The sequence below is a fragment of the Cohnella abietis genome (assembly GCF_004295585.1).
In the GTDB taxonomy this organism is placed as follows: Bacteria; Bacillota; Bacilli; order Paenibacillales; family Paenibacillaceae; genus Cohnella; species Cohnella abietis.
Window position 1 is genome coordinate 4,740,639 of sequence record NZ_AP019400.1, and the last position, 25,080, is coordinate 4,765,718.

Consider the following 25,080-nt stretch of genomic DNA (forward strand, 5'->3'; position numbering starts at 1 on the left):
TCGCGATCTATTAAAATTGTAAGCGATATCAACTCTCTGCTCCATGCAGGATTACCCTGAGTATGTGCCAAAAAGACCGGAATCCCACTCCAGTCGGCAGTCTATGTTCCATATTCTACGATAGAGATGCTATTTATAAAGATCAATTAACGCTGTTTGAACTGCTTCACCGTTTGTCCGGTTATTTTTTTGAATACCTTAATAAAATAATTCGAGTTTAAATAACCTACCCGCGAGGCAATTTCCTCTGTAGAGTAGTCCGTTTCCTTATACAAGCGAATAGCCTCACGAATACGAATTCGAGTTAAATAGTCGGAGAAAGCTTCACCAGTCTCCTGACGAAACCGCTGGCTGAAGTGATTAGGGCTGAAATTGACGATTTCAGCTACCTCCTCAAGTCGAATCGGACTGCCAAAATGGCCTTCCACATATTCCTTAACCTTAAGCACCCACCCCCGGCTAGGCTGCATAGAGGAAATAACTTCTTCTGTCTGAAATAACATTTGCCTGATTGCTGCCATATATTCTGTGCGCGAATGCACTTTCTTAATGGCTTCGTTCAATGGCCACGATACACCGAACCGACTACGAATAACTTCCATGTCCATAGCATACCGCTCAATTAGCAGGTCCATTAATTGGGACGCCACCATCTCGCCAAGTCTCAGCCACTCAGATGGAAGTAATCTCGGCTGCACACTGCCCAATTTGTCGTCAATTTCATCTCCTAATTGCCTAAAGTGTAAATACTGAATTTGGTTTTTAGCCTGCTTGTACCATTCTAGCCATACCTGCTCTGTAAACACACCCAGTGTGGATTGCTCTTTCACATATATACCTGCACCACCGTAGAAGGAAAGCTGAAGCGCTTGTTCTGCCTCTGTCCTCGACTGGCCCATTCTAGCAAGAGTCACACTAGAGCTAATGCCCGCAATCAGACCAATGTTCAAGTTTTTTGCCCAAGCCGCTTTTAATTCCTCTGCCATCTGATGTAAGCCGATTAGACTATCCGCTTCCGATTCTTCTTCATTGAAAACACAGGCCCCGTGCAAAAGTCCCGAATCCTCACCAAAAAACTCAAGGTGCTTAAGCCGCGAGAATATTTCTTCCGCCTGCAAGGCCATCGCTTTTCTTTCCGTCGGTGAATAGCCTGATTCTCTTGGACTTGGCTTGAGGCAAATCCATCGCATCGTTAAGCCCCAGCTTTCAAATCTTTGGACGATTTCTGGAAACTCCGCGTCTATTTGAATATCTTTTCCTTCTGCAGTTCGTAGAAGCATCCTTTGCTTTTCTTCGGCTAATGTATTTAATACGACATTCTGCTTATGAGCTTGCCTGACTTCCTGTCGTCCAGGAACGACAGAGGTATCCTCGAAGGGAAGAGCATCGAGCACCCTTAGCAATTCCACGGGCTCCATTTCATATTTAGAGATGTAATCCATAACTCCTAATTGAATGGCTTGTCGTGTATATTCAAAATCACTATAGCTGCTCAAAATAATAAACTTTAACTGGCTATCGATTTGCTTCAAATTACGGATTAACTCAAACCCATCCATACCAGGCATCCGTATATCCGTTAGCACGATATCGAAAGCTTCTCTTCTGGCTGCTAGCAAAGCTTCTTCACCGTTCTTAAATACTCCCGTGATTTGATATCCTCGACTTTCCCAATCAATAATCGATTGCAGTCCAATTCGAACAAGAGACTCATCATCTACGATCATCACCTTGCGCATAGTGTCTCTCCCTCCCCTATGCCTTTATTAAAGGCACGCTTACTGTAATCTGCGTACCCACTCCGGGCTCGCTCTGAATCGTCAATCCATATTGCTGACCGTAATGAAGCTGTATTCTTTCATTAACACTATGTAAGCCGAAATGCTGACTTGGATTGTACAGCTCGGATATAATTTCTGCCGTCTTCTCCGTTGTCATGCCTATACCGTTATCACTCACCGTTACTCTTAGATATTCCCCTTCCTCTTGTACAGCGACCTTGATCTCTCCCGTATGGTCTGACGGCGCTAACCCGTGAATAAGCGCATTCTCGATTAAAGGCTGAAGAAGAAATTTGAGTACGGTAACCTGCTCCAGCGTCTGAGGAATATCCGTTACAAACTCAAAGTGCTGATAACGAACCTTCTGTATCGTGACATAGCTGTGCAAAATCGCAATTTCATCTGCAAGGGGGACAGGATCGCCAGATCCTCTTAAAGCGTATGTAAGCAGTGTATTTAACGAATCAACCATTTCTTTGATATTATCCTGCTTCTGGATCATCGCCATCCAGCGGATAGAATTCAAGGTATTATATAAAAAATGCGGAGACAACTGATTTTGCAGTACCCGGATTTCAGCATCCTTCTTTTTCTTTTCCTGTTTGGCAACCTCGTCAATAAGCTGCTCGATTTCATACATAATTGAGATGAATGTATCATTCATCTCGACCACTTCAATCGCTCCGCTAAAATGCTTTAGCTTACCTGGACGTACTCCCTTAATTCCTTGCTTCATATTAAGCATGAGACGTCTAATCGGGATGACCAAATCCATGGCGAGAAGATGTGTTACAACAAGTCCTAGCAGAATACATGCGAGAACTATGAATAGCGCCTGACGCACGGTATGATAAATCGGCTCGTACAGCTGTTGCAGCGGCAGCTGGACTTTAAGCATCCAACCATTCTGGATTCTGTCCTCTGAATAAGACAGGATCTGCTTTTCCTCAGGATCTATCGTAATCTCATTTTCCACAAGTACTTTGCCATCCGCTGAAAGAAGCTTAAGTGCTGTATTCTCCTGAAACTTAGTTTGCCGGAAAATATCCGAAATAGATTCAACTCGAATGACGAGAGTTAAAGTGCCAAGCTCATTCAGCTTCTCATCCCTAATCGTTCTGCCTAGACGGAATGCCTGAAAGTTACTATAACCATCACTGAAGGCTTCCGGAGGGAACCATTTCGCACCACCTGCCATCTCCTTGACCGATTGGCGGTAATCCGAGTTAAGAATGTCATAATTATTGGTTGAATTTTTACCGTAAGTATACATGATTTTGGGGGTTTCTATTTTGATGGAACGAATGTAGGTATTCTGATCAGCACCAAGCCATAGAACATTGAGCTTTTCATTAATAATATTTTCCATCCTGAATTGATCATACGTCGTTTCTGGCTCCGTAGACACGAGCTTAAGCAAGTCACCGTCCGTCATGATTTGTTTACTGAGCTGCTCGTAGCTGCGCATTCGATCGTCTATTTTCTGTCCCATCAAGCTTAGCAAATCCGTAGCATATTCTGCTGTTCTTGCTTTGGATGACGTTGTATAGCTATCCGTTAAATAATAAATTCCCGTCAATGCAGGCAACAGAATTAGAGGTGTATATACCAAAATCAGCTTATATGGCAATCGGATTTTGCGCCACATCACCGAAAACCAGAACCTATTCTTACTCATCTGTTACCCTCCCTCGTCCGGCATGTGGTTTTCCCCATTCTAACACAAACGTAAATATACATGATGATCGCACAAAAAAACACCGTCTACCAGAATGATTTCTCATCCCAGCAGCGGTGTGTTTGTTAATCTTTATCGAAGGAGCCCCTCATGTGATACTCCATAGAACCAGGATCGATGTCATCCACTTTACGTTGATAACGATATTCCAAGGATAGCCTCAGCCTGTTTTCCGAACGGTTATCGAGTGCCTTATGGAGCGTATGCCCATGGAACAGTAACAGGTCACCCATTTGAAAATCTGTTGTTAGCCAAGGAAGCCCCAATTCCTCACAGCGTTCATGCAAGACGCCATGTCCTCCCGTTCCCTGCATCGGCTCATGCGTTAGCATTCCTAATTTATGTGTCTTCGGCATAACGGCAAGACCTCCCAACTCTTCCGGACAATCTCCGGCCGGAATCCAGCAGGTATACGTATCCGGAGTCCCCTTGATATAGAAGTAATCCTGATGGGGTGGTGTTGTATTCTTGAAGCTTCCCGGAAAAGTAATGCGACCGATCCGGCGACGATGCTCCTGAAGCTCAGAATCGAGAAGTCCAGATAGAAGCAGGGATAATACAGCATTGCTCCCAAAAGCATTAAATCTCGGAAGCCCCAGTATACGGCGATAAAGCGGAGAGGTCTCGAATTTAATGGCGGTCGGGAAACCTTCACCTGAGTAAATTCCATCTACTAAGGGTACATCTGTTTTCACATATCCGTATTCGCTTGCTATTGCAAGCATATCTTCCCGAATATGAGTCAGTTCATTTTTATCCAATATGCCGCGGAAAAATAAATAGCCATCCTCATTGAGTCTGTTTCTTAATTCAGGTAGATCATGCAGCCATTCATTGGATGGGGACAATTCTTGCTTCAGCTGAGTGCTCATAGCTTATTAGCTCCTCTTCATGTAATATAAATTTAACTTTTATCAATTTCACTCCCTTAATATAATGTATATATTTCTTGATTTATTTAGTGTTAATAATTATTATTTGCACTTTACAAATAATAAGAAGAATAGGTGATAGCTTTGACAATTAATGAAGAAGTCAGATGGGAAAACCTAAGTCCTGTCGTATCCTACGCCAATCGGCTTGCTTGTTCGCCTGGTTTTAGCTTCGGACCTAGAGTTGTTAAAGATCATCAATTCATATGGGTTGCAGAAGGATCTGGTGAAGCCATCATCCAAAATCGTCGATATCGAGCCTCTAGTGGAGATTTGTTTCATTATGGACCTCATGTTGTACACAAGTTCACGGCGGATTCCGACCATCCTTTTGTCTTATATGGCTTACACTTTCAAACGATTGGACAATTAGGAGAACAGGGAGAGGCCCTCTCTCCGCTACATATCGATGTTCCGGAGGATTACAAATTGGATTATCCAAATATACTAGCCATCGGTCATTCACCTGATTTACTAAGCCAGCCTGAATATATGAAATTTCCTGGGAAGAATGCGGAACGTTATTTCCATAGGTTCACGTTATCGTTTCAGAAATCTGGTGCTCTGCATCATCTTCATAATCGGGTGACACTAATACAGCTTTTCATGGAGCTCCACCAGCTCACTCGCCAACAATCAGAGGAAAGCTCTGAACAGGGATTACTTCTCCGGCGGATACAAGATCGTTTAAAAGAACAAGCAGCCATGCCCTACAATCGGGAATGGCTGCGTGAATGGACACATTATCATGAGAATCATGCGGCAGCTTTATATTTCAAGCAATACGGCATATCGCCCCACGACTATTTTCTTGAATGCAAATTAGAGCTGGCCAAACGCTTACTTGTCGACTCTAAGAAAGCAGTCAGCGAGATCGCGGAATGTCTTTCCTTTGGATCGATCCACTATTTCTCAAGATTGTTCAAATCTCGTACAGGCTTAAGCCCTTTGGCCTTCCGTAAGAAGAGCATGTTAATCTAGTGGTTTACTCTCAATTGCCAGCTAGCAGGGCTTCAGCTGCTTGTTTTCCTTGAGCAACACAATCTGGCAAGCCGACTCCACCGAATGCAGCACCCGTTACTTGAACGCCAGGAAGCTGCTTGCTCAAACTATCGCGGAATGAGGATATAGCCTTATTATGATCGATTGGATATTGTGGCATGGAATGACGAAGTCTTGTGATTTCAACAAATTCAGGCGTCGCTGTTAAACCCATGAGATCATATAAATCACGTTGAACGACTGAGGCGAGCACAGCATCTGATAGCTCGACGCCCTTCTCATCTCCTGCCCTTCCGACATAGCAGCGAATTAATCGTTTGCCACTCGGTGCAGTATGGGCCCACTTAGATGAGGTCCACGTGCTTGCCGTAATATGCCTGTGCTCCCCACGGGAAACAAGAAAGCCCGAGCCGTTAAGGTCGTGATTAAAGCCTTTCTCATCGTAAGCTAGCACGACGTTAGCTACTGATACATATCGGATATTCGTCAATGCCGATACGTCGGTGTGAGAAGACAGCAGGTCAGCAGTAACATTGGCAGGTAGGGTGAACAATAGCTGATCCGCTTCAATTGCAGTACCATCGGATAGCTGTAGACGGTACATAGCCTCAGCTTCTTCTAGTTGGCTCTCTGCTGCTGTGCGTTCGACGTATTCCACCTGTGCTTCCATCCGAATGGAGCAGCCAGCTTCTCTAAGACTTGACTCAAGCGCCTCAATAACCGTAGATAATCCATTGCGAAATGTCATAAAAACAGATGTAGGCAAGAAATGTGCTACCAGATCCTGTTCCTTTTCATCGGAAGCTTCATTAATGGATTTTTCTTTTGCTTTGGCGGCAGTCGCAGCAGCGAGCTGGCTCATTTTTGTGCCTTGAATAAGGCTTCCATAATCCTTCACATACTGCTTAAACTGTGGGAAGGTTGCTTGCAGCCCCAGCCGATATAAATCTCCTGCATGAATGCCAGCTAGTAATGGCTCGAAAATCCTTTCAACCATTTCCTTACCCATACGGCGCTCGAGGAATGCTCCAACTGATTCGTCTTCAGTAAGCTCACCCGGCACAATATCAAGCTCCTCTAGTGCCCGGAGCTTCCCTTCCTCAGAAACTAATTCCGTCTTCATGAATTTTTCCTTATCGGAAGGGATACCAAGGGTAAGGCCCTCGGGCATGGGGTGAAGCTTTCCTTCATGTGAAATATAAGTTTTTTTCGCTACTGGGTTTGTGCCAGTCAATTCCTGTTCAAGCCCCAGCTCTCTTGCCAATTGGATCATAGGAAGCTTACGAGCTAGAAAGGAATCTGGACCACGCTCGATAACGAACCCTTCCTTACGAAGCGTGTTTACTCGGCCACCTAGTCGGTTCGAGCCTTCTATAACTGTAACTTCTATTTTTTCGCCTTGCTCCTTCGCGTGCTTTAGCAAATAAAAGGCGGCGCTAAGGCCGGTAATACCGCCGCCTAGCACCGCCACCCGGCGAACCTTTTGTATGGTCATTCGTTAGTCCCTCCATGAGCCAATCCTAGAACGGAAGCAGCTAATGCAGCCATATACTGAGGATCGTCATTGAGCATACGAATTCTTTCCAGCCTTATGCCGTGCTCTTCGGATAGCTTCCGTGCCTCGATGTCGATATCGTATAAAACCTCTAAATGATCGGATACGAAGCCAACAGGCGTCACGAGCACATTTTTCACACCCTCTTCGCTTAAACGCGTCAAGGTTTCCAAAATATCAGGCCCGAGCCAAGGCTGCCCTGTTTGACCCGCGCTTTGCCAAGTAAACTGCCACTTCTCAACACCCGCGGCTTCTGCAATCGCACGTGAAGTAGCTAGCAATTGATCTGAATAGGGATCGTTCATCTCTAAGATTTTGGCAGGCAGGCTGTGAGCACTGAATAATACTAGTGCATCCGCACGTTGCTCACCAAAGCGATCGAGCCCTTCCGTTACTCTCTTGCTTAGCGCGTCGATTAGCTCAGGATGCAGATGATACTCTTGCACGGACTTGAACGCGATACCTTGCTTACTCGCTTCCTCCTGTGCACGCTTCATATATCCGCCAACACTCATAATTGAATATTGGGGTGTAAGCACGATTCCTATAGCATTCTTAATGCCATCCGCTGCCATTGCAGCTACGCCATCCTCAATATACGGAGCAGCATGCTTTAAGCCTTGATAGCAAATATAAGCGCCTTCGCCGGCAAGCTCATCCAATGTGCGCTGTAGTGCTGCTACCTGAATATTCGTATTTTCACGAAGTGGAAAAACTCCACCAACGATAGAACGGTAACGGCTCGTCAGATCCTCTAGCTGCGCTGCTGAAGGTGGATTCCCTCTGCGAATGTGCGTGTAATAAGTCTCGACATCTTCCAAGCTCTCTGGAGTACCGTAAGACATTACAAGTACACCAATAGCATTGTTCACTTGGTCGCTCAAGATGTCACCCCCGCAGAAATTTTATTTTCACTATAAGTATGAACAAATTCCGTTAATTCCTTTAGCTTTTCCAGCGATGCCTCTGGGAACAATCCATGTCCAAGGTTGAAAATAAATCCAGGCTCTTGCATTCCTTCGTCTAGAATTCTTCGAGCGTGCTCATGAATGACTTCCGAAGGCGCAGTAAGTACATAGGGATCCAGATTGCCCTGAACAGCAAACTTACCACCCGTGCGGCGTCTGCCTTCAGATACGGAAACCCGCCAATCCAACCCAATGACATCACTCTGCAAGCTAGTAAGATGAGGAAGCAATTCTCCTGAGCTTACGCCTGGGAAATAAATTTTCGGCACATCAAGGTCTGAAAGACTTGCAAAAATGCTTTCCACATGCGGAAGCACAAATTGCTTGAAATCATGCGGTGCCAGCGAGCCTACCCAGCTATCAAACAATTGCACAGCCTTGGCTCCCGATTGAATATGCGCGCGCAAATAGGTTGCCGCCATATCTGCAAGCTTACCCATCAAGTTATGCCAAACATTCGGATCACTATACATGAGTGCTTTAGTCCGTATGTAGGATTTGGATGGGCGTCCTTCTATAAGGTAGCTAGCCAACGTGAATGGAGCTCCTGCAAATGATATTAGAGGCACCGTAAGCTCACGCTCAAGAATCTTAATGGTGTCCAGCACATGCGACAAATCTTTTTCCACATCAATAGGCTTTAAACGCTCAATATCACTCGCGCTACGGATTGGATTATGGATGACTGGCCCGACATCCTTGACGATATCAAAATCAATTCCAATCGAAGCTACGGGATTCATAATATCGGAGTATAGAATAGCTGCATCAACACCAAGCTTATGTATCGGCATGAGTGTCACTTCAGCAGCGAGCTCCGGCTGCTTGCAAATTTCGAGCAGAGTATATTTTTCTTTTATTTTACGATAATCAGGATCATAACGTCCGGCTTGACGCATATACCACACAGGCACCCGTTCAACCGACTCTCCCCTGCAGGCGCGTAGAAACAAGTCATTCGTAATCATAGTGTTATCCTCTTCTAGACAATAGATTGGTTACTTTCCTTTCATTATGCCCCTTTTGCCCCGCTAGAACAACCTCATGCGCCCTTAGGAGTATGACAATAGTTTGACAAAGGCCATAATAGAAGCTTAATCGCTTGTGATATACTATCAAGACATAAGAATGGCAGACAAAAAGGAGCAACAAATGCAGCGCTGGAAAATAAATTTGATCGTCCTGATGAGCGGAAATTTCCTGGTATTTGCGGGAATGACGATGATTATCCCGTTCCTATCCTTATATTTAAAACAAGATCTTGGGTTAACAGACAATCACGAAATTGGTCTATGGGCTGGGTTAATTTTCGCAGCAAATTTCGTTACATCATTCCTATTCCAGCCGTTATGGGGCAAGCTCTCTGATAAATACGGGCGCAAATTAATGCTCCTTCGTTCAGGCTTCGGGATGTCCATAGTCATGGTGCTTATGGGCTTCGCTACTGAGCCGTGGCATCTTCTCTTACTTAGAATGCTTAACGGCGTAATCTCTGGCTATACACCCGCCGCAGTCTCTCTGGTATCCGCAACTACGCCGAAAAATCGTATGGGCTTCGCCATGGGGACACTGCAATCGGGGGGAACAGCCGGCGCCATTCTAGGACCGTTCATAGGCGGCTTACTTGCAGACAGCTTTGGCTACCGTCCGATTTTCTACATTACAGGCTCGTTTCTATTTCTTGCCTCATTTATTTCTTGGCTCATGGTTCGTGAGAACTTCGATCGTTCTGCAGCAGCACTTAAGAAGCAAGTTAGCGTGGTTAAGGGCTTTCGTGACTTAATGGTCATTCGTCAGCTTCCTGTTCTGCTAACAATCACTTTCCTTATTCAATTTGCGATGTTAAGTCCAATGCCGCTTATGCCGCTTTATGTTCAGGAGCTTCATGGTACGACTGAAAATTTGGCCTTCTACGCCGGATTTGTCGGATCGGTAACCGGAATTTCCAATTTAATTAGCGCACCTCTCCTTGGTCGATTAAGCGATCGGATTGGTCCAACGCGGATTCTGCTTATTTCACTCGCAGGAGCGGGCGTCATGCTTATTCCACAAGCATTCGTCGGGTCCGTCAGCCAACTGCTAATTTTCCGCTTTTTATTGGGATGCTTTATGGGCGGATTGATCCCGACAGTCAATTCCCTCATACGCAAGCACACACCAGACGGTATGGAGAGCCGCTCTTACGGCTTTAACAGCAGTGCTCTTAGCCTTGGTAATATGTTGGGTCCCGTCATGGGTGGTTTATTGTCCGGCTTGATTGGCATCGAGGGATTGTTCATCCTGTCGGGTATCCTGCTGTTTTTGACCTGTATTTGGGCTACCCGAGCTTTGCGAGCCCGGCGGAGTACGTAGGGAATGGGAAATATACTGCTACAAAAAGCCTTCAAATCCACTCGCTACTATAAAAAGCCTTCAAATCACTCGCTACTACGCGGGATTTGAAGGCTTTTCAATTTGATTATGAGAATTTTAATTAGAGACTACTCAAATTTTACTAAGAAATAATTTTTCTTCCCACGACGCAGAACAACGTATTTACTATGGAGCCGCTGTTCTTGGGTAACGACGAAATCGATAGCGTTTTGTCTCTGACCATTGATATATACTGCTCCGCTCTCAATATCCTGCCTAGCTTGTCGGCGGGATGGAGCCGCTTGAGCTGCAATGAGAAGATCCATTAACGGAATTTCCTCTTCATTAATAACAGTTGTCGGCATGTCTTGAAGCGCCTCTACGAGCTCCGCCTCAGTCAGCAAAGTAACATCTCCCGAGAACAACGCTTCCGTAATTTTCTCCGCGCTTATGACCGCTTCCTCGCCGTGTACGAGGCGGGTGACTTCACGGGCTAGCTCACGCTGGGCGGCACGCTTCTCAGGACGGGTGCTAAGCTCTGTCTCTAGCTCGGCTATTTGCCCGCGATCAAGGAATGTGAAATATTTTAAGAACTTGATTACATCATTGTCGTCCGTGTTAATCCAGAATTGGTAGAACGCATACACCGATGTTTTACTCCGATCAAGCCAGACAGCACCGGATTCGGATTTGCCGAATTTCTTCCCATCACTCTTCGTGACAAGTGGGAGGGTCATTCCATAAGCGCTGCCTCCGCCCATTTTGCCGATTAAATCAAGACCTGCCGTAATATTGCCCCACTGATCGCTGCCTCCGATTTGCAATGTGCAATTGTGATCAGTTAGCAGCTTGTAGAAGTCGTAGGACTGTAGGATCATGTAGCTGAATTCTGTAAAAGAGATCCCGTTCGCCAGCCTTGAATCGACCGAATCCTTCGCCAACATGTAGTTGACGGTAAAATGCTTACCGATATCCCGCAGGAAGGTAATGATGTCCAGCGGCGCAATCCAATCATAGTTGCTTACAAGCTTTGCTCCATTTGCTTCTTGGTTAAAATCAAGAAAACGGGAAAGCTGATCCTTCAGTCTATTCGTCCATTCCGCAACCGTATCCGCAGTATTCAAGGAACGTTCTGTCGAGCGACCACTTGGATCACCGATTAGTCCTGTGCCCCCGCCCACTAATGCGATAGGGTTATGACCAGCCTTCTGAAAATGGCGAAGGATTAGCACAGGAAGCAAGTGGCCGATATGCAAACTATCCGCTGTTGGATCAAATCCGCAATAAAGTACAACCCTTTCGTTGTTGAGCTTCTCTTGAAGTGCTTCGCGATTAGTCGTTTGATGGATTAAACCTCTGTATTCTAGGTCCTCTAATAAAGCATTAGAGATATTTGCTGTAGCTTGATTAGTATCAGACATCTCAATCTCTCCTTCTCATCTGTGCAGAAATTAACAAGCATAAGCGGCTGACGCCGTCCTTTCACGGCGTTCAACGCGTATGTCGGAGACATATCAGAAAAGTATAGAAAATTCTATACTTGCTGATATGTACAAAAAAGACCCGTCCTGTCTAAAGACAGGGACGAGTCATCGCGGTACCACCCTAATTGAAAACACGCTTATGCGCATTCTCCACTCTTGTCAAATAACGGTAGACTACCGTCTTGCCCTTCCGCGCCGGCGCGGTTTCGGATCAAGAAGCTCCAGGACGTAATTCGCGTTTGCTCGTGAACCGGCTTGCATCAACCGCCGGCTTTCTGGATCACGTTGTACGAACGCTACTGATTCCCTTCATCACACTTAAGTTTAGTTGTTGGCAATACTTTATAACACTATACCTAATATGTCAATTAAGTTGGGCTGTTGCGGGAAAATTAGTCGGCTGGGCTGCTTTATTGCTCACATAAACTGTGCCAATGCTGGGAATTAGTCGGTGCCTCCGCTTATCTCTTACACAAACTACGCCCATGCAGAGAATTAGTCGGTGTCTCCGCTTATCTCCTCACTCTAGCTACCCCATTGCCGAGAATTAGTCGGTGCCTCCGCTTATCTTCTCACTCTAACTACTCCATTGCAGGGAATTAGTCGGTGTTTCCGCTTATCTCCTCACTCTAACTACTCCATTGCAGGGAATTAGTCGGTGCCTCCGCTTATCTCCTCACTCTAACTACTCCATTGCAGGGAATTAGTCGGTGTCTCCGCTTATCTCCTCACTCTAACTACTCCATTTCAGGGAATTAGTCGGTGTCTCCGCTTATCTCCTCACTCTAGCTACCCCATTGCCGAGAATTAGTCGGTGCCTCCGCTTATCTCTTACACAAACTACGCCCATTCAGAGAATTAGTCGGTGCCTCCGCCTATCTCCTTACACAAACTACGCCCATGCAGAGAATTAGTCGGTGTCTCCGCTTATCTACTCACTCTAGCTACCCCATTGCCGAGAATTAGTCGGTGCCTCCGCTTATCTCCTTACACAAACTACACCCATGCAGAGAATTAGTCGGTGCCTCCGCTTATCTCTTACACAAACTACGCCCATGCAGTGAATTAGTCGGTGTCTCCGCTTATCTCCTTACACATACTGCGCCCATGCAGTGAATTAGTCGGTGCCTCCGCCTATCTCCTTACACAAACTACGCCCATTCAGAGAATTAGTCGGTGCCTCCGCTTATCTCCTTACACAAACTACGCTCATGCAGTGAATTAGTCGGTGCCTCCGCTTATCTCCTTACACAAACTACGCCCATGCAGAGAATTAGTCGGTGCCTCCGCTTATCTCCTTACACAAACTACGCCCATGCAGAGAATTAGTCGGTGTCTCCGCTTATCTACTCACTCTAGCTGCCCCATTGCCGAGAATTAGTCGGTGCCTCCGCCTATCTCCTTACACAAACTACTCCCATGCAGAAATTTAGTCGGTGTCTCCGCTTATCTACTCACTCTAACTACACCTGCGCCGGGATTTAGTCGGTGCCTCCGTTTATCCGCGCACTCAAGCTGCTCAAGTGCCGGAAATCCGTGCAATGCGTCGCACAATGACTCCCCCCTAACTTCCAAAAACCAGCCCCTTGATTGCCACGGATGGCTACGGTATAATACAGCAAAATGAATGATTACATCATGCCTGTGAAGAGCATCCAACTCGGAGGCGTTCTCGTTAAGGAGCTATACATATTTAGCTCCTAAGTTAACCGTTGCCGCACGTTATCGCGGAACTAAAGTGGATCGGACGGAAAATCGTTTGATCAATTTGGGTGGCACCGCGAGTAAAAAACGCTCCTCGTCCCATAAAGATGAGGGCGTTTTTTGCATTTTTATTACAGAGGAGCGCGGTGGCATGTTAGACATTAAGTGGATTAGACAGCATCATGAGCAAGTTCAGACGGTCGCAGATCAGAAGGGAATTAAGCTATCAATCGCGGAATTGCTAAAGTGTGACGATGTGCGACGTTCGCTTCTAAATCAATCGGAAACTTTTCGGGAATCCCGGAACAGCCTTTCTCAACAAATCGGCCAGATGGTTGCACAAGGAAAGCATGACCAGATTGAGCTGACCAAACAGAAGGTCAAAAGAATAAATGACGAATTACTAGAAATAGAAGCTACTCTATCTTCAACGGAAAAACACTACTTGCAGCTCATGGCGCTTGTTCCGAATGTTGTTTCTCCTGATACTCCTATTGGCCGTTCAGATGCTGACAACGTGGAGTTAAGACGAATAGGCAAACTACCGGTTACTGATTATGAGCTTAAAAGTCATGTTACATTGGGTGAATGGCATGATATGATCGATCTTCCCCGAGGAGTAAAAGCAGCTGGTACACGTAATTATTATCTAAAAGGAGACGGCGTTCTTCTACATCGAGCCGTTCAGCAACTAGCCCTAGATCTGCTGCTCGCAAAAGGCTTCACCCCCCTCGAAGTTCCGCTAATGACTCGTTCGGAGGCTCTATACAATACAGGTTTTTTCCCTCTTGGGGAGGAACAAACCTACCGGCTATCGGGGGAAAACAAATGGCTTGTTGGAACATCGGAAGTCCCTCTAGTAACCTATTACGCCAATGAGATCGTAAATGTTACAGAGCCTATCAAGCTGGCAGCAGCATCCGTATGCTTTCGAAACGAGGTTGGTTCTTCTGGTAAAGACGTTCAGGGACTCTATCGCGTTCACCAATTTTCTAAGGTTGAGCAGGTCATCCTGTGCGAAGCCGACCCCGATGTATCAGATAACATACTAAAGGATATTACTGACAATGCTGAGGAGCTGCTCCAGCTTTTGGAGCTTCCGTACCGTGTTATGGCTGTCTGTACAGGAGATATGTCGCAGAAAACCTACAAGCAATATGACATCGAAACATGGATGCCTAGCCGTCAGGCTTATGGAGAAACCCACTCTTCGTCCAATGTGCATGATTTTCAGGCTAGACGCTCGAACATCCGATATCGCGACGCTGCTGGCAGCTTGAAATTTTGTCACTCACTCAACAACACTGCTGTGGCCAGCCCACGGATCCTCATCCCTCTAATTGAAAATCATCAATGCGAGGATGGAACCATTAGAATTCCTACGGCACTACGACCGTACTTGAATGGTAGGGAACGACTGTATCCCAAAAATATGGAATGAAACTTCCACATTAGGCACCTCCATTGCTCCTTCAAAGCACCCTTCAACTGAAGAACCCCAAGCCTCAGATCACAACTGACCTGCAGCTTGGGGTCTTTCAGCATAATATGCCTCTGTGGCGCCAACAAAACGAAGATGGTTCTAATCGTACTACTTGCTTGGCAGCCGGTTTGAAGTCTGATCAGCAATGTTATTCATCGCTTCTGCCCTTTCAAAGTCTGAAACTCACATACTCCAAACACGGAACATATCGTTAACGAATCCAGCAACTCTTATATGCTCAAAAACTAATTGTTTTATTTTGTAACGAACTCCACACACCCTATATCCAGCAAAGTAGCCCCATTCCTCCCGAATATTACTCAATAACGCCAATGAAGTTCCTTAGAAATTAAAACAGGTCATTTTGTCGGTAATAAACACAATACAATTCGTTAGCTAAAATCACACCGCGTCTTCTATGCGAGATACCATAGACGCTAATCCAAACTTGGTGATGAAGTACGCGACGATAGGTAGTTAAAACGTAATGTAGTGGTGTCCCGTAGTGGTGTCCGTAGTGGTGTCCGTAGTGGTGTACCGTAGTGTGTCCCATATGCAATACAAGACAGCACAAAAAAACGTGTACCGCCGTCAATACGACAGCAGTACACGCAAATAAAGCTATTATAGCAAATGACAAGCGGCAAAATGACCAGGCTCCACCTCTTTAAACGGAGGCATCGTAGCCGCGCATTCAGGCATCGCATGTGGACAGCGTGTTCTGAACGGACATCCGCTCGGTGGATTAAGCGGACTTGGAATTTCGCCCTGTAAAATCACACGTTTCCGCTGCTTCTGAAGATCGGGATCCGGAATAGGAATTGCGGACAACAAAGATTGCGTATACGGATGAAGCGGCTTAGCATTCAACTCATCCGACGTTGCTACCTCAACCAGCTTACCCAGATACATAACGCCAATCCTATCGGAAATATGCTTGACCATAGCTAGATCATGCGCAATGAACAAGTAAGTCAAACCATGCTCCTTCTGCAGCTTCTTGAACAGGTTCACAACCTGAGCTTGGACAGAAACATCTAGCGCAGAAATTGGCTCGTCAGCAATAATAAATTGCGGCTCAATCGCTAACGCGCGAGCAATCCCGATCCTCTGACGCTGACCGCCCGAAAATTCATGGGGAAAACGTCCCGCATGCTCTTCATTTAAGCCGACATCTGTAAGCAGCTGGCTTACCCGCTCTTTTCTTTTTTTCCCCGTATACAAGCCGTGAATATCCATTCCCTCAGAAATAATTTTCCCAACCGTCATACGTGGATTAAGCGAAGCGTAAGGGTCCTGGAACACCATCTGCATATCCCTGCGGAATTTCTTCCTATCATCGCCACTCAATTTCTGTATATCTTTGCCGTTAAACAGTACCTCGCCACCCGTTGCTTCATAAAGCCGGATAATCGTTCTGCCTGTCGTGGATTTACCGCAGCCAGACTCGCCGACAAGTCCAAAGGTTTCCCCCCGTTTAATCGAGAAGTTCAAGCCATCAACCGCTTTGAGTACACGATCCCCACTCAGGTGAAAATGCTTCTGTAGGTTTTTTACCTCTAAAATATGATCCTCAGCCATGTGATCTTCCCCCCACTTCGACTGGAATATCAACCTTCGGAGCGTCCGGATGTAACAACCAGCAGGCAGAGCTATGATCTGCAGACAGTTCGAAGTGCTCAGGATCAACCTCTTTGCAGATTTGCATCGCATACGGACAGCGTGCCGCAAAAGCGCAGCCTACCGGAGGAGCAAATAAATCAGGAGGAGTGCCCGGTATCGAATCCAGCTCATTGTTCTTATCGCTATCTAACCGTGGAACAGAGCGTAGCAATCCCCAAGTATATGGATGTCTAGGGTTATAGAAAATATCATTAAGAGTACCTCTCTCAACAACTTTACCTGCATACATAACGATGACTTTATGAGCCATCTCAGCAACTACACCTAAATCATGCGTAATAAGGATGATCGAAGTATCTGTTTTCTGCTGAATGTCTCGTAATAAATCGATAATTTGAGCTTGAATCGTGACATCGAGTGCTGTGGTTGGTTCATCAGCAATGAGCAGCTTGGGTTGACAAGCGAGAGACAACGCAATCATGACCCGCTGCCTCATCCCTCCCGAAAGCTCGTGTGGGTATTGATGAATACGTTCCGATGCATTCGACATCCCCACTAGTGTCAGAAGATCAGCAGCACGCTGCATAGCTTCAGATTTACTTACCTTCTGATGCTTACGAATACCCTCCGAGATTTGTGCACCAACCGTCATTGTTGGATTCAAAGAGGTCATCGGGTCTTGAAAAATCATGCCCATCTCCTGACCTCGCACTTTCTCCATCTGGGATTCCGACATTTTCGTAATCTCATGCTTGCTATCAAAAAGAACCGACGAGCCCTCTTTAATGTAGCTTGGCGGAGTCGGAATCAACCTCATAATCGTCTGGGCTGTTACCGATTTACCACTTCCGGATTCTCCAACGATCGCCAGAACCTCTCCTTTATTCAGGCTGAAGGAGACGCCACGAACCGCTTGAACCTCACCGGCATACATTTTGAAGGATACACGCAAATTGTTAACTTCAAGTATAGGCTTTCCCATCCGGCAGGCCTCCTTATTTTCTCATTTTCGGATCGAGAGCATCCCGTAGCCCGTCCCCGAACACGTTAAAGCTAAGCAAGATCAAGCTGAATACAATAGTTGGGAAAATAATGCGATGTGGCTGGTACCTCATATATTGCGCACCATCGTTAATTAAATTACCGAGGGACGCCATAGGAGGTCGAATGCCGACACCGATAAAGCTAAGAAACGACTCAAAAAAAATAGCCGTCGGAACAATAAACGTAATTTGCACAATTACAAGTCCAAGCACATTTGGAATAAGATGCTGCATAATGATCCGTGAAGGCTTCGCGCCCAAAGTTCGAGCAGCCAGAACGAATTCCTGCTCCTTAACGAGCAGAATTTGTCCCCTTACTAACCGCGCCATACCTACCCAACCCGTTAAGGCATAGGCGATAATAATAGATTTGATACCGGGTCCAAGGAAGACAATCAGAATAATAGCCAGCAGCAGCAATGGAATAGAGTAAATTATTTCAATGATCCGCTGCATTACATTGTCTACTTTTCCACCAAAATAAGCCGAAATCCCCCCATAGATAACACCAAATACTAAATCAATCACTGCTGCAACCAAGCCTATAAACAAGGAAATTCGAGTTCCCCACCATACGCGGGTCCATAAATCTCGGCCAAAATCATCCGTACCGAAAAAGTGTGTCCACGACGGCTTAAGATCTATGTCCTTCAAGTACTGGGTTTCATAATCAAATTTGCTGAACATAGGCGCAAATATAGCTAATAACGAGAGCACGATAAGAATGATCAGCCCAGTCATAGCCATTTTATTCGTTCTCAAACGCCTCCAAGCGTCCTGCCAATAGGTTAGGGATGGCCGGACAATGGTCTCTGCGTTTGTAGTTTTTTCAGCTGGGAGAAACTTTTCTTTAGCTATATCTATCATGGTTTATCTCCCTCCCGACATACGAATCCGTGGATCAATTAAGCCGTACGCAATATCGGTCAGGAACATCACAACAATAAGAACCGCTGCATAGAAGATCGTTAATCCTGTAATCATCGTATAGTCCAAAGTTGTAATAGAGCTTACAAATTGAGACCCTAAGCCCGGAATGACGAAAACTCTCTCAATAACAAGTGTCCCCGTGATGACGTTAACTGCAATAGGTCCCAGAATGGTCACGACAGGTAATATAGCATTACGAAGCATATGTCCAATTACGACTGTGCGGGTTGCGAGACCCTTAGATTTAGCCGTCTTAATATAGTCCAAGCTAGATACTTCTAACATCGAAGCACGCATCATTCTGGCTAATATTGCAATTGTTCCTAATGCAAGGGCAATAGCCGGTAAAATGCGATGCTCTGGTCCTTCCCATAAGCCTGAAGGAAGGATGCCCCATTTGTTCCCTACATATAAGGATAGAAGTGGACCAATTACGAAAGAGGGCACGGAGATTCCAATTAGAGCGATGAACATTGAGGAATAATCCTGCCATTTGTTATGCTTCAGTGCTGCGACGATACCGAGCAGTAATCCGATAATAATCGCGATAACCAAAGATTCCAGTCCAAGCTCCAAGGAGGCTGGAAAGGATTGCTTGATGACGCTGACAACCGACCGTGTCGGGAATTGATAAGATACGCCTAAGTCTCCTCGAAAAACATTGCCTAAATACTGCAAGTACTGCTGCCATTCCGGCTTATCTAAGCCGTATTGCTCCTTTAATAATTTCAAATTTTCTGGAGGCAGCTTCGCAGCTACTTCACCAAAAGGATTACCAGGTAGCAGCTTCATGAGAAAAAAAGTAGCTGTAATGATAACCCATAATGTGATTAGCATATATACGAATCGACGCAGCACGAATTTCAGCACGACTGATCCTCCTTCCAAATTTACATATAAGTACAATCGACATGAAAGAAGCCGTTCTGATAACGGCCTCTTTCATGGATTGTAGCTTGTCCAGCATCTTTAACATGGACTGCTTCAACAATTGAAGCTAACAGCTTATTACTTAATTGAAGTCCATTTTAATTCGAAATCAGTACCGTATGGAGGCAAGATCAAGCCCTGTACTTTGTCTTTAATCAAGTAGGGTGATGAACGGAAGAACAGTGGGAATATAGCTGCTTCCTCCATCAGAATTTTTTCTGCTTCATGCAATTTATTTGCACGGACTTTGGCGTCCGGCTCTTTCTGAGCCCCTGTAACTAGCTCATCATACTTCGCGTTCTTCCAATCTTGGGTGTTAAATGGGCTACCCGACACGTACATATCAAGCCAAGTCATCGGATCGTTATAATCTGCACCCCATAGTGAATTTACAATGGTGTAGTTTTTAGCAAGCTCTCTCTCAATCCGAGAAGCATGCGGTAATGGTTCAGCCGCTACATCGATGCCGAGATTTGTTTTCCACTGGGAAACGAGAAATTCAAGTGATTTTTTGCTTGTTTCAGTATCATCACCCATTACCGTCAGCTTAGGAAGAGCTGCTACTCCAGCTTCCTTCAATCCTTCTGCCAGCAATGTTTTTGCTTTTGCAGCATCGAACGCAACCTCTGTGTCCCCGACAACCTTACGGAACTCTTCTCCATTGCCATCGCTATTACCGTTTGGTATCAAACCAGTTGCCGCTACTGAACCATTTCTAAGCACTGTATCTACAAGCCCTTGGCGGTCAATCGCCATGCTCAATGCTTGACGAACTTTAGCATTTGCGAAGGCAGGCACTTTCGTTTGTTGGAAATTCAAATAACCTGTTATAAGCTCATTTTTTCTGTGAAGCTCTGTTTTTCCTTCGTAGGCTTTCATCTGATCGCCTTTAATATCAGCAACATCTGTTTTATTGGATTCATAAAGATTCAGGCCAGTAGCCGTGTCTTTAACAATGTTCAAAGTGATCTTGTTCAGCTTGACGTTATCCGCGTCCCAATATTTCGGGTTTTTCTCAAGAACTAGCTGCTGCTCGTGATCCCATTTTTTCAAAATAAATGGACCAGCGCCAAGCACTTTATCTGCATCTGCACCGCCTTTATCGCCAAGCGCAGAAACGAACTTCTCATTCTGAGGATAGTAGTTTAAGAAAGCTAGCTGCCCGGTAAAGAAAGACATCGGTTGCTCCAGCTTAATTTCTAATGTCGTATCATTCAGAGCTTTAGCACCAAAGTTTTCTTTGGCCTTCTTAAGCTCTTCAGGAGTTTTGGAGTTTAGAATATCACTCCCCCCTTTAACCCATTCCATAATGAAAGCATATGAAGCTTTAGTAGCCGGATCCAATGTTCTTATATAAGAATAAACGAAGTCTTTGGCAGTAAGCGGCGAACCGTCAGCCCATACAAGACCTTCACGTAATTTAATCGTATAGGTTAATCCATCATCCGAGATCTTAGGAAGCTCTGCGGCAAGCGCTGGCTCAGGGTTCATATCTTTATTCAAACGGTACAAGCCTTCACTAATAGCTCCTAGAATGGTAAAGGAAGCTGAGCTTTCTGCTAAGGATACGTCCAGTGCAGGTGGATCAGCACGGTAATTCATCACTAACTCCTGTTTGCTGCCCTTGCCGGATCCATTTGAAGAAGTACCTGATCCCGATGGTTCGGAGTTGTTGTTGTTGCCACAAGCGGCTAGCAGTGTTCCCGCTAACGTAATTGCCATGGCTGCTGAGAAAATTTTCTTGAATTTCATGCTGTTGCCTCCCCATTTTTTTAACTAGCATTTGAAGTATGCACAACTTCTATGCATTATTTGGAATATTGTGAAAATTGAAAATATTTCTAAGTCCACAACACCGCTATTCCGTTAAAAATCTACCTTACAAATAAATACAATCCTTTTGTAATTCGAAATCTGTCGGAACAACAGAAATACTACTACAAATCGCTTACATGCCGCAATGTGATAATCTTGGAAATGTTAGGTTGTGTGACATGGAAGTAACAAAAAAGAAGAACTGACCTCATAGGCTATTAAAGCCCTACTGGTCAGTTCTTCTTAGTCCGGTTTCACCTTATTAGTCCTTCACTCTTGCCAAAGCCAGACCATCATACGCTGGTAAATGAACACCCATTAGCCTTGAATCCTGCGCAATCCGTTGATTGAATTCCCGCATAGCAAGCACCGATGGACCTTGTTTGTTGTCATCAATCGTCCTGCCTCTAAGAAGCGTATTATCGGCTGCGATAATGGCTCCCTTATTCGAAAGTCGAATACATGCATCTAAGTAATGAGGGTAATTCTCTTTATCTGCATCAATGAAAAAGAAATCAAAACGCTTACCCTCTGAAGCTAGCCTCTCCAAGCTTGCTGAAGCATCACCAACTAGATAATCAACATGACTCTCCATACCAGCCGCAATTACATTCTCTTTAGCAAATTCTGCATAATCTTCGCGTAGCTCAAGGGAAAGCAGCTTGCCCTCAGCTGACAACCCCCGTGCCAAGCATATTCCGCTATATCCACCTAATGCACCGATTTCTAGTACATTTTGCGCTTTGGAAGTCGCAACTAGAAAGGTAAGCAGTCGCCCATATCCTGGTGCAACTGAAATTTCCGGCATGCCGGCTAATCGAATATTTTCCTTAACCCTTTCTAGGTCAATATCATTACTATATAGTTCATCAAAATAATAATCGGGTGTTAATCCCATCGTCATGCTCACCTCCATAAGTCGTAGAACGGATAAATCCCCCTACATTTTACCACAAAGTTTGTAAAATACCCTTGATTAGAGCTATACTATTTTTTGTTTACACTTTACAATGCGATAATCATTTAGTGCAGCGGTCTATACAAATCGCTTGTTATGGAAAGGAAGTTTGCACATGTTAGCTCAGATACAAGGTGGAGCCCGTAAAGGACTACACTGGATTGTAAGAGCGCTTACGCTTTGGCCTATTTGGGGTATTATCCTACTTGCTGTATCGATATTGTACAAATTAAATGAGCTCGATAATCAATTCAATGTTGGTGGTATGAATTATTGGAAATGGGCTGTTAATCTTGGTGCCGTTCTTCTTGTCTCCTTCTGGACAATATTTCTAGGCCGCCGGGCAAGAGCACTGTCTCTCGCAATATTGAATTTAGCACTCTCTATCCTTCTCTTCTCGGATCTTATTTACTTTAGATACTTCAAGGACTTCATCTCCGTTCCTGTGCTGCTGCAGGCCGGACAGGTAGGAGAGCTGAAGGATAGCATCTGGAGTCTCACGCAAGCAAGTGACTGGATTCTATTTGCCGATATTCCCATTGCCTTTGCGTTGGCAGGCTTTATTTTCTGGCGTACCGCGGTTGCTCGACGCTCCAAGGTAGGCCCTATAGTCAAAATCCGTAGCCAGTACATTTGGCGCAGATTCGTTCCAGCAGCACTAATATTCGCTATTGGATGGTCATTGCTTTATTACCCTATTGTAGAGCAGAAGAATGGATGGGCGCGAGGCTTGTTCGTTGGAAATTGGTGGAATGTGCCCATTTACAATGTTACAGGTCTTCTTGGTTTTCATGGCTATGATACTTATCGTTATGCCAAGGAGCATTGGTTCGGTGAGGGTCTTTCTGCGGAGGAAATTCAGGAATCGAAAGCATGGTTCACAGAGCGACTTAAGCTGCAGAAGCAAATGGAAACGGAGCCCCTCTTCGGCGAATATAAAGGCAAAAATGTGCTTGTTGTTCAAGCTGAAGCCTTTCAAGAATTCGTAATTGGTCAGTCCATCGATGGCGAGGAAATTACACCCAATTTAAACAAGCTCATCGGGCAAAGCGTTTATTTCCCTAATTTCTATCATCAAACCGCTCAAGGTCGAACATCTGATGCCGATTTTCTCACTAGCTGCTCCATGCACCCCTTGCCAACCGGTTCAGCCTTTATTCGCTTCGCGGGCAATGAATTTGATTGCGTTCCCTCCACCCTAAATGGTGAAGGCTATGATACAACCGTACATCATTCTTATGATGGAAGCTTCTGGAACCGGAATAATATGTATCATAATATGAAATATAATCAATTTTACAGCATCAAAGACTATACTATAGATGAACGAGTAGGCTGGTCTTTAGGGGATCAATCCTTCTTCCGTCAGACGATTGAACAATTGAAGGAACGTCAAAAATCACCTTTCTACGCCTTATCCATAACACTGTCTAGCCATCACCCCTTCAAACTACCTTACTCCAATCAGGAGCTTGATGTAGGAGATCTGAAAGGTACAATAATGGGAGATTATCTTCAGGCGACTCGTTATGTGGATTCTGCAGTCGGCGTATTGATAGAGGAGCTTAAGGATGCAGGCTTATGGGAAAATACGGTTCTGATGTTCTACGGGGACCACGATAATTCTATATATGACTGGAAGCTTTATGAGCAATTCTTTGATCATCCCGTAGCAGACATAGACAAGGACCGAATTATTAGGAAGGTCCCGTTCTTTATTCATCTCCCGAACGACGAGCATGCTGGTATAGTTAATAAAGCTGTTGGACAGATTGACACTACACCAACTATTATGCATTTGCTTGGAATTCCATTAGATAAAAAGTATTTGATGGGCATAAGCATGCTATCTGAAGCGCCTAAATCCGTTGTATTCCGTAATGGGGGCTTTACCGATGGCAAGGTTTACTTCGTTCCTAACAGCGATGGCATAGCCGCTGATGGAACCTGTTATTCCGTTGACAGCGGTATTCCTACTGACACTGAAGCTTGCATAGCAGGCGCAGAGTCGGCTAAGCAAGACCTGAAAGTGTCTGATCAGGTCATTGAGAATAATCTCATCGCCAGATTTCATAAAGAAGACAAGGAATAATTAAACGCTATATAAAATAAAAACGGCAACTCCGTCCTAGGACAGTGTTGCAGTTTTTTTATGTTTTCACATATTTTTTAGCTTTTTCAATTGCCTCGTCTTCAGATGAGGCAGTAATGTAACGACCATTAATAAATATAAAAGCATAACGAGAGCAAGGGCCGCAATAGGATTTGCAAGCCACTTTAATTTCAGTTTCAGGTGAAAGCTTTTGTAGCTTAGGAAGCATTGTCTTTACTTTCATATGCTTGCATTTGTCGCATATTCGAATATCGTTTAGTGGAGCTAATTGCTCGTTATCAATGATCTCCATGGTTGCCCTTGCTTGGATTCGTAATGACAAACCCTTCTTTAGGAAAATAAAGATAGTCGATTTTGACACCGTCTAGCAGCTGTTCTCCCTTAGTTAGGATAACATCAATGTCCTTATCCGTAGAGACAACTTCATCCTTATCGGTAGGCTTGCCTAAATCCATACCGTAATGGGCGTGGTCTCCGTGGCTGTGTGTCACGAATACCTTCAATTTCTTGTTTTCATTTTCCGGCTTGTCCAATTCTTTGCGCAGCACGTTGGCTGCATTCCGAGTTATTTTACAATTCATATTGATATTCACTCCCGTTAGTTTCTTGTGTTCTATTGTAAATAGTTTAATCTAAGAAAACAAGAACGCAAGATAATAAGATGACATT

The 25,080-nt window shown here is 44.9% G+C and carries 19 protein-coding genes and 1 other annotated feature; of the genes, 4 read left to right on the forward strand and 15 right to left on the reverse strand.

Translation table 11 applies throughout. The features are described 5' to 3' along the window. Window positions 1-146: 146 nt before the first annotated feature. The 3 genes from KCTCHS21_RS20920 to KCTCHS21_RS20930 all read right to left on the reverse strand — a co-directional run bounded on the left by KCTCHS21_RS20920 (window position 147) and on the right by KCTCHS21_RS20930 (window position 4,391). Window positions 147-1,739 carry a response regulator transcription factor gene (locus tag KCTCHS21_RS20920; protein ID WP_130612895.1) on the reverse strand — a complete coding sequence of 531 codons (1,593 nt, stop codon included), beginning with the start codon at window positions 1,737-1,739 and terminating at the stop codon, window positions 147-149. Window positions 1,740-1,755: 16 nt separating this feature from the next. Next, entirely contained in the window at window positions 1,756-3,459 is a 1,704-nt protein-coding gene (locus KCTCHS21_RS20925; protein WP_130612898.1) for a cache domain-containing sensor histidine kinase, read from the reverse strand. Window positions 3,460-3,584: 125 nt separating this feature from the next. Next, window positions 3,585-4,391 carry a phytanoyl-CoA dioxygenase family protein gene (locus tag KCTCHS21_RS20930; protein ID WP_130612901.1) on the reverse strand — a complete coding sequence of 269 codons (807 nt, stop codon included), beginning with the start codon at window positions 4,389-4,391 and terminating at the stop codon, window positions 3,585-3,587. A gap of 144 nt (window positions 4,392-4,535) precedes the next feature. On the opposite strand from KCTCHS21_RS20930, the gene KCTCHS21_RS20935 reads away from it, so the two are divergent. Beyond that, a complete protein-coding gene (locus KCTCHS21_RS20935; protein WP_162309357.1) occupies window positions 4,536-5,432 on the forward strand; it encodes a helix-turn-helix domain-containing protein in 897 nt (298 codons plus the stop codon). A 10-nt stretch (window positions 5,433-5,442) separates the two neighbouring features. On the opposite strand, the gene hemG is transcribed toward KCTCHS21_RS20935, so the two are convergent. Genes hemG through hemE form a run of 3 tightly spaced genes read right to left on the reverse strand, consistent with a single transcriptional unit; the run spans window position 5,443 to window position 8,944 of the window. Further along, the gene (hemG, locus tag KCTCHS21_RS20940; protein WP_130612907.1) at window positions 5,443-6,948 is read right to left on the reverse strand and encodes a protoporphyrinogen oxidase; all 1,506 of its coding nucleotides are present in this window, start codon (window positions 6,946-6,948) and stop codon (window positions 5,443-5,445) included. Then, complete coding sequence (gene hemH / locus KCTCHS21_RS20945; RefSeq protein ID WP_130612910.1) at window positions 6,945-7,892, reverse strand: ferrochelatase; 948 nt, start codon at window positions 7,890-7,892, stop codon at window positions 6,945-6,947. Before hemH ends, hemG begins: the two co-directional genes overlap by 4 nt. Then, complete coding sequence (hemE, locus tag KCTCHS21_RS20950) at window positions 7,889-8,944, reverse strand: uroporphyrinogen decarboxylase (protein WP_130612913.1); 1,056 nt, start codon at window positions 8,942-8,944, stop codon at window positions 7,889-7,891. Before hemE ends, hemH begins: the two co-directional genes overlap by 4 nt. A 184-nt stretch (window positions 8,945-9,128) precedes the next feature. On the opposite strand from hemE, the gene KCTCHS21_RS20955 reads away from it, so the two are divergent. After that, entirely contained in the window at window positions 9,129-10,328 is a 1,200-nt protein-coding gene (locus tag KCTCHS21_RS20955; protein ID WP_130616626.1) for an MFS transporter, read from the forward strand. Window positions 10,329-10,456: 128 nt separating this feature from the next. Here KCTCHS21_RS20955 and tyrS read toward each other — a convergent pair whose 3' ends face one another. Continuing rightward, window positions 10,457-11,749, reverse strand: coding sequence for a tyrosine--tRNA ligase (gene tyrS, locus KCTCHS21_RS20960; protein ID WP_130612917.1), 1,293 nt, complete (start codon window positions 11,747-11,749; stop codon window positions 10,457-10,459). Window positions 11,750-11,905: 156 nt separating this feature from the next. Further along, window positions 11,906-12,134: a binding site (T-box leader), on the reverse strand. A 1,533-nt stretch (window positions 12,135-13,667) separates the two neighbouring features. Between tyrS and serS the strand changes: the two genes are divergently transcribed. After that, window positions 13,668-14,957: a serine--tRNA ligase gene (gene serS / locus KCTCHS21_RS20965; RefSeq protein ID WP_130612920.1), complete on the forward strand. Its 1,290-nt coding sequence runs from the start codon at window positions 13,668-13,670 to the stop codon at window positions 14,955-14,957. A gap of 666 nt (window positions 14,958-15,623) precedes the next feature. On the opposite strand, the gene KCTCHS21_RS20970 is transcribed toward serS, so the two are convergent. The 6 genes from KCTCHS21_RS20970 to KCTCHS21_RS20995 all read right to left on the reverse strand — a co-directional run bounded on the left by KCTCHS21_RS20970 (window position 15,624) and on the right by KCTCHS21_RS20995 (window position 22,238). Further along, window positions 15,624-16,580 carry an ABC transporter ATP-binding protein gene (locus tag KCTCHS21_RS20970; protein WP_130612923.1) on the reverse strand — a complete coding sequence of 319 codons (957 nt, stop codon included), beginning with the start codon at window positions 16,578-16,580 and terminating at the stop codon, window positions 15,624-15,626. Continuing rightward, window positions 16,573-17,604 carry an ABC transporter ATP-binding protein gene (locus KCTCHS21_RS20975; RefSeq protein WP_130612926.1) on the reverse strand — a complete coding sequence of 344 codons (1,032 nt, stop codon included), beginning with the start codon at window positions 17,602-17,604 and terminating at the stop codon, window positions 16,573-16,575. Before KCTCHS21_RS20975 ends, KCTCHS21_RS20970 begins: the two co-directional genes overlap by 8 nt. Before the next feature lie 13 nt (window positions 17,605-17,617). Continuing rightward, complete coding sequence (locus tag KCTCHS21_RS20980) at window positions 17,618-18,532, reverse strand: ABC transporter permease (protein WP_130612928.1); 915 nt, start codon at window positions 18,530-18,532, stop codon at window positions 17,618-17,620. A 3-nt stretch (window positions 18,533-18,535) separates the two neighbouring features. Then, window positions 18,536-19,465 carry an ABC transporter permease gene (locus tag KCTCHS21_RS20985; protein WP_130612931.1) on the reverse strand — a complete coding sequence of 310 codons (930 nt, stop codon included), beginning with the start codon at window positions 19,463-19,465 and terminating at the stop codon, window positions 18,536-18,538. A 138-nt stretch (window positions 19,466-19,603) separates the two neighbouring features. Beyond that, complete coding sequence (locus tag KCTCHS21_RS20990; protein WP_130612934.1) at window positions 19,604-21,277, reverse strand: peptide ABC transporter substrate-binding protein; 1,674 nt, start codon at window positions 21,275-21,277, stop codon at window positions 19,604-19,606. 325 nt (window positions 21,278-21,602) lie between these two features. Next, window positions 21,603-22,238: an O-methyltransferase gene (locus KCTCHS21_RS20995; RefSeq protein WP_130616627.1), complete on the reverse strand. Its 636-nt coding sequence runs from the start codon at window positions 22,236-22,238 to the stop codon at window positions 21,603-21,605. 175 nt (window positions 22,239-22,413) lie between these two features. Between KCTCHS21_RS20995 and KCTCHS21_RS21000 the strand changes: the two genes are divergently transcribed. Further along, window positions 22,414-24,390 (forward strand): LTA synthase family protein, encoded by a 1,977-nt coding sequence (locus tag KCTCHS21_RS21000; RefSeq protein WP_130612938.1) that lies wholly within the window; start codon window positions 22,414-22,416, stop codon window positions 24,388-24,390. Between the two features lie 58 nt (window positions 24,391-24,448). Here the strand turns inward: KCTCHS21_RS21000 and KCTCHS21_RS21005 are convergent, their stop codons facing one another. Both KCTCHS21_RS21005 and KCTCHS21_RS21010 read right to left on the reverse strand, forming a co-directional pair. Next, window positions 24,449-24,703, reverse strand: a complete 255-nt coding sequence (locus KCTCHS21_RS21005; protein WP_130612941.1) for a DUF1450 domain-containing protein — start codon at window positions 24,701-24,703, stop codon at window positions 24,449-24,451. Continuing rightward, window positions 24,690-24,992, reverse strand: a complete 303-nt coding sequence (locus KCTCHS21_RS21010) for an iron-sulfur cluster assembly accessory protein (RefSeq protein ID WP_130612944.1) — start codon at window positions 24,990-24,992, stop codon at window positions 24,690-24,692. Before KCTCHS21_RS21010 ends, KCTCHS21_RS21005 begins: the two co-directional genes overlap by 14 nt. Window positions 24,993-25,080: the final 88 nt, after the last annotated feature.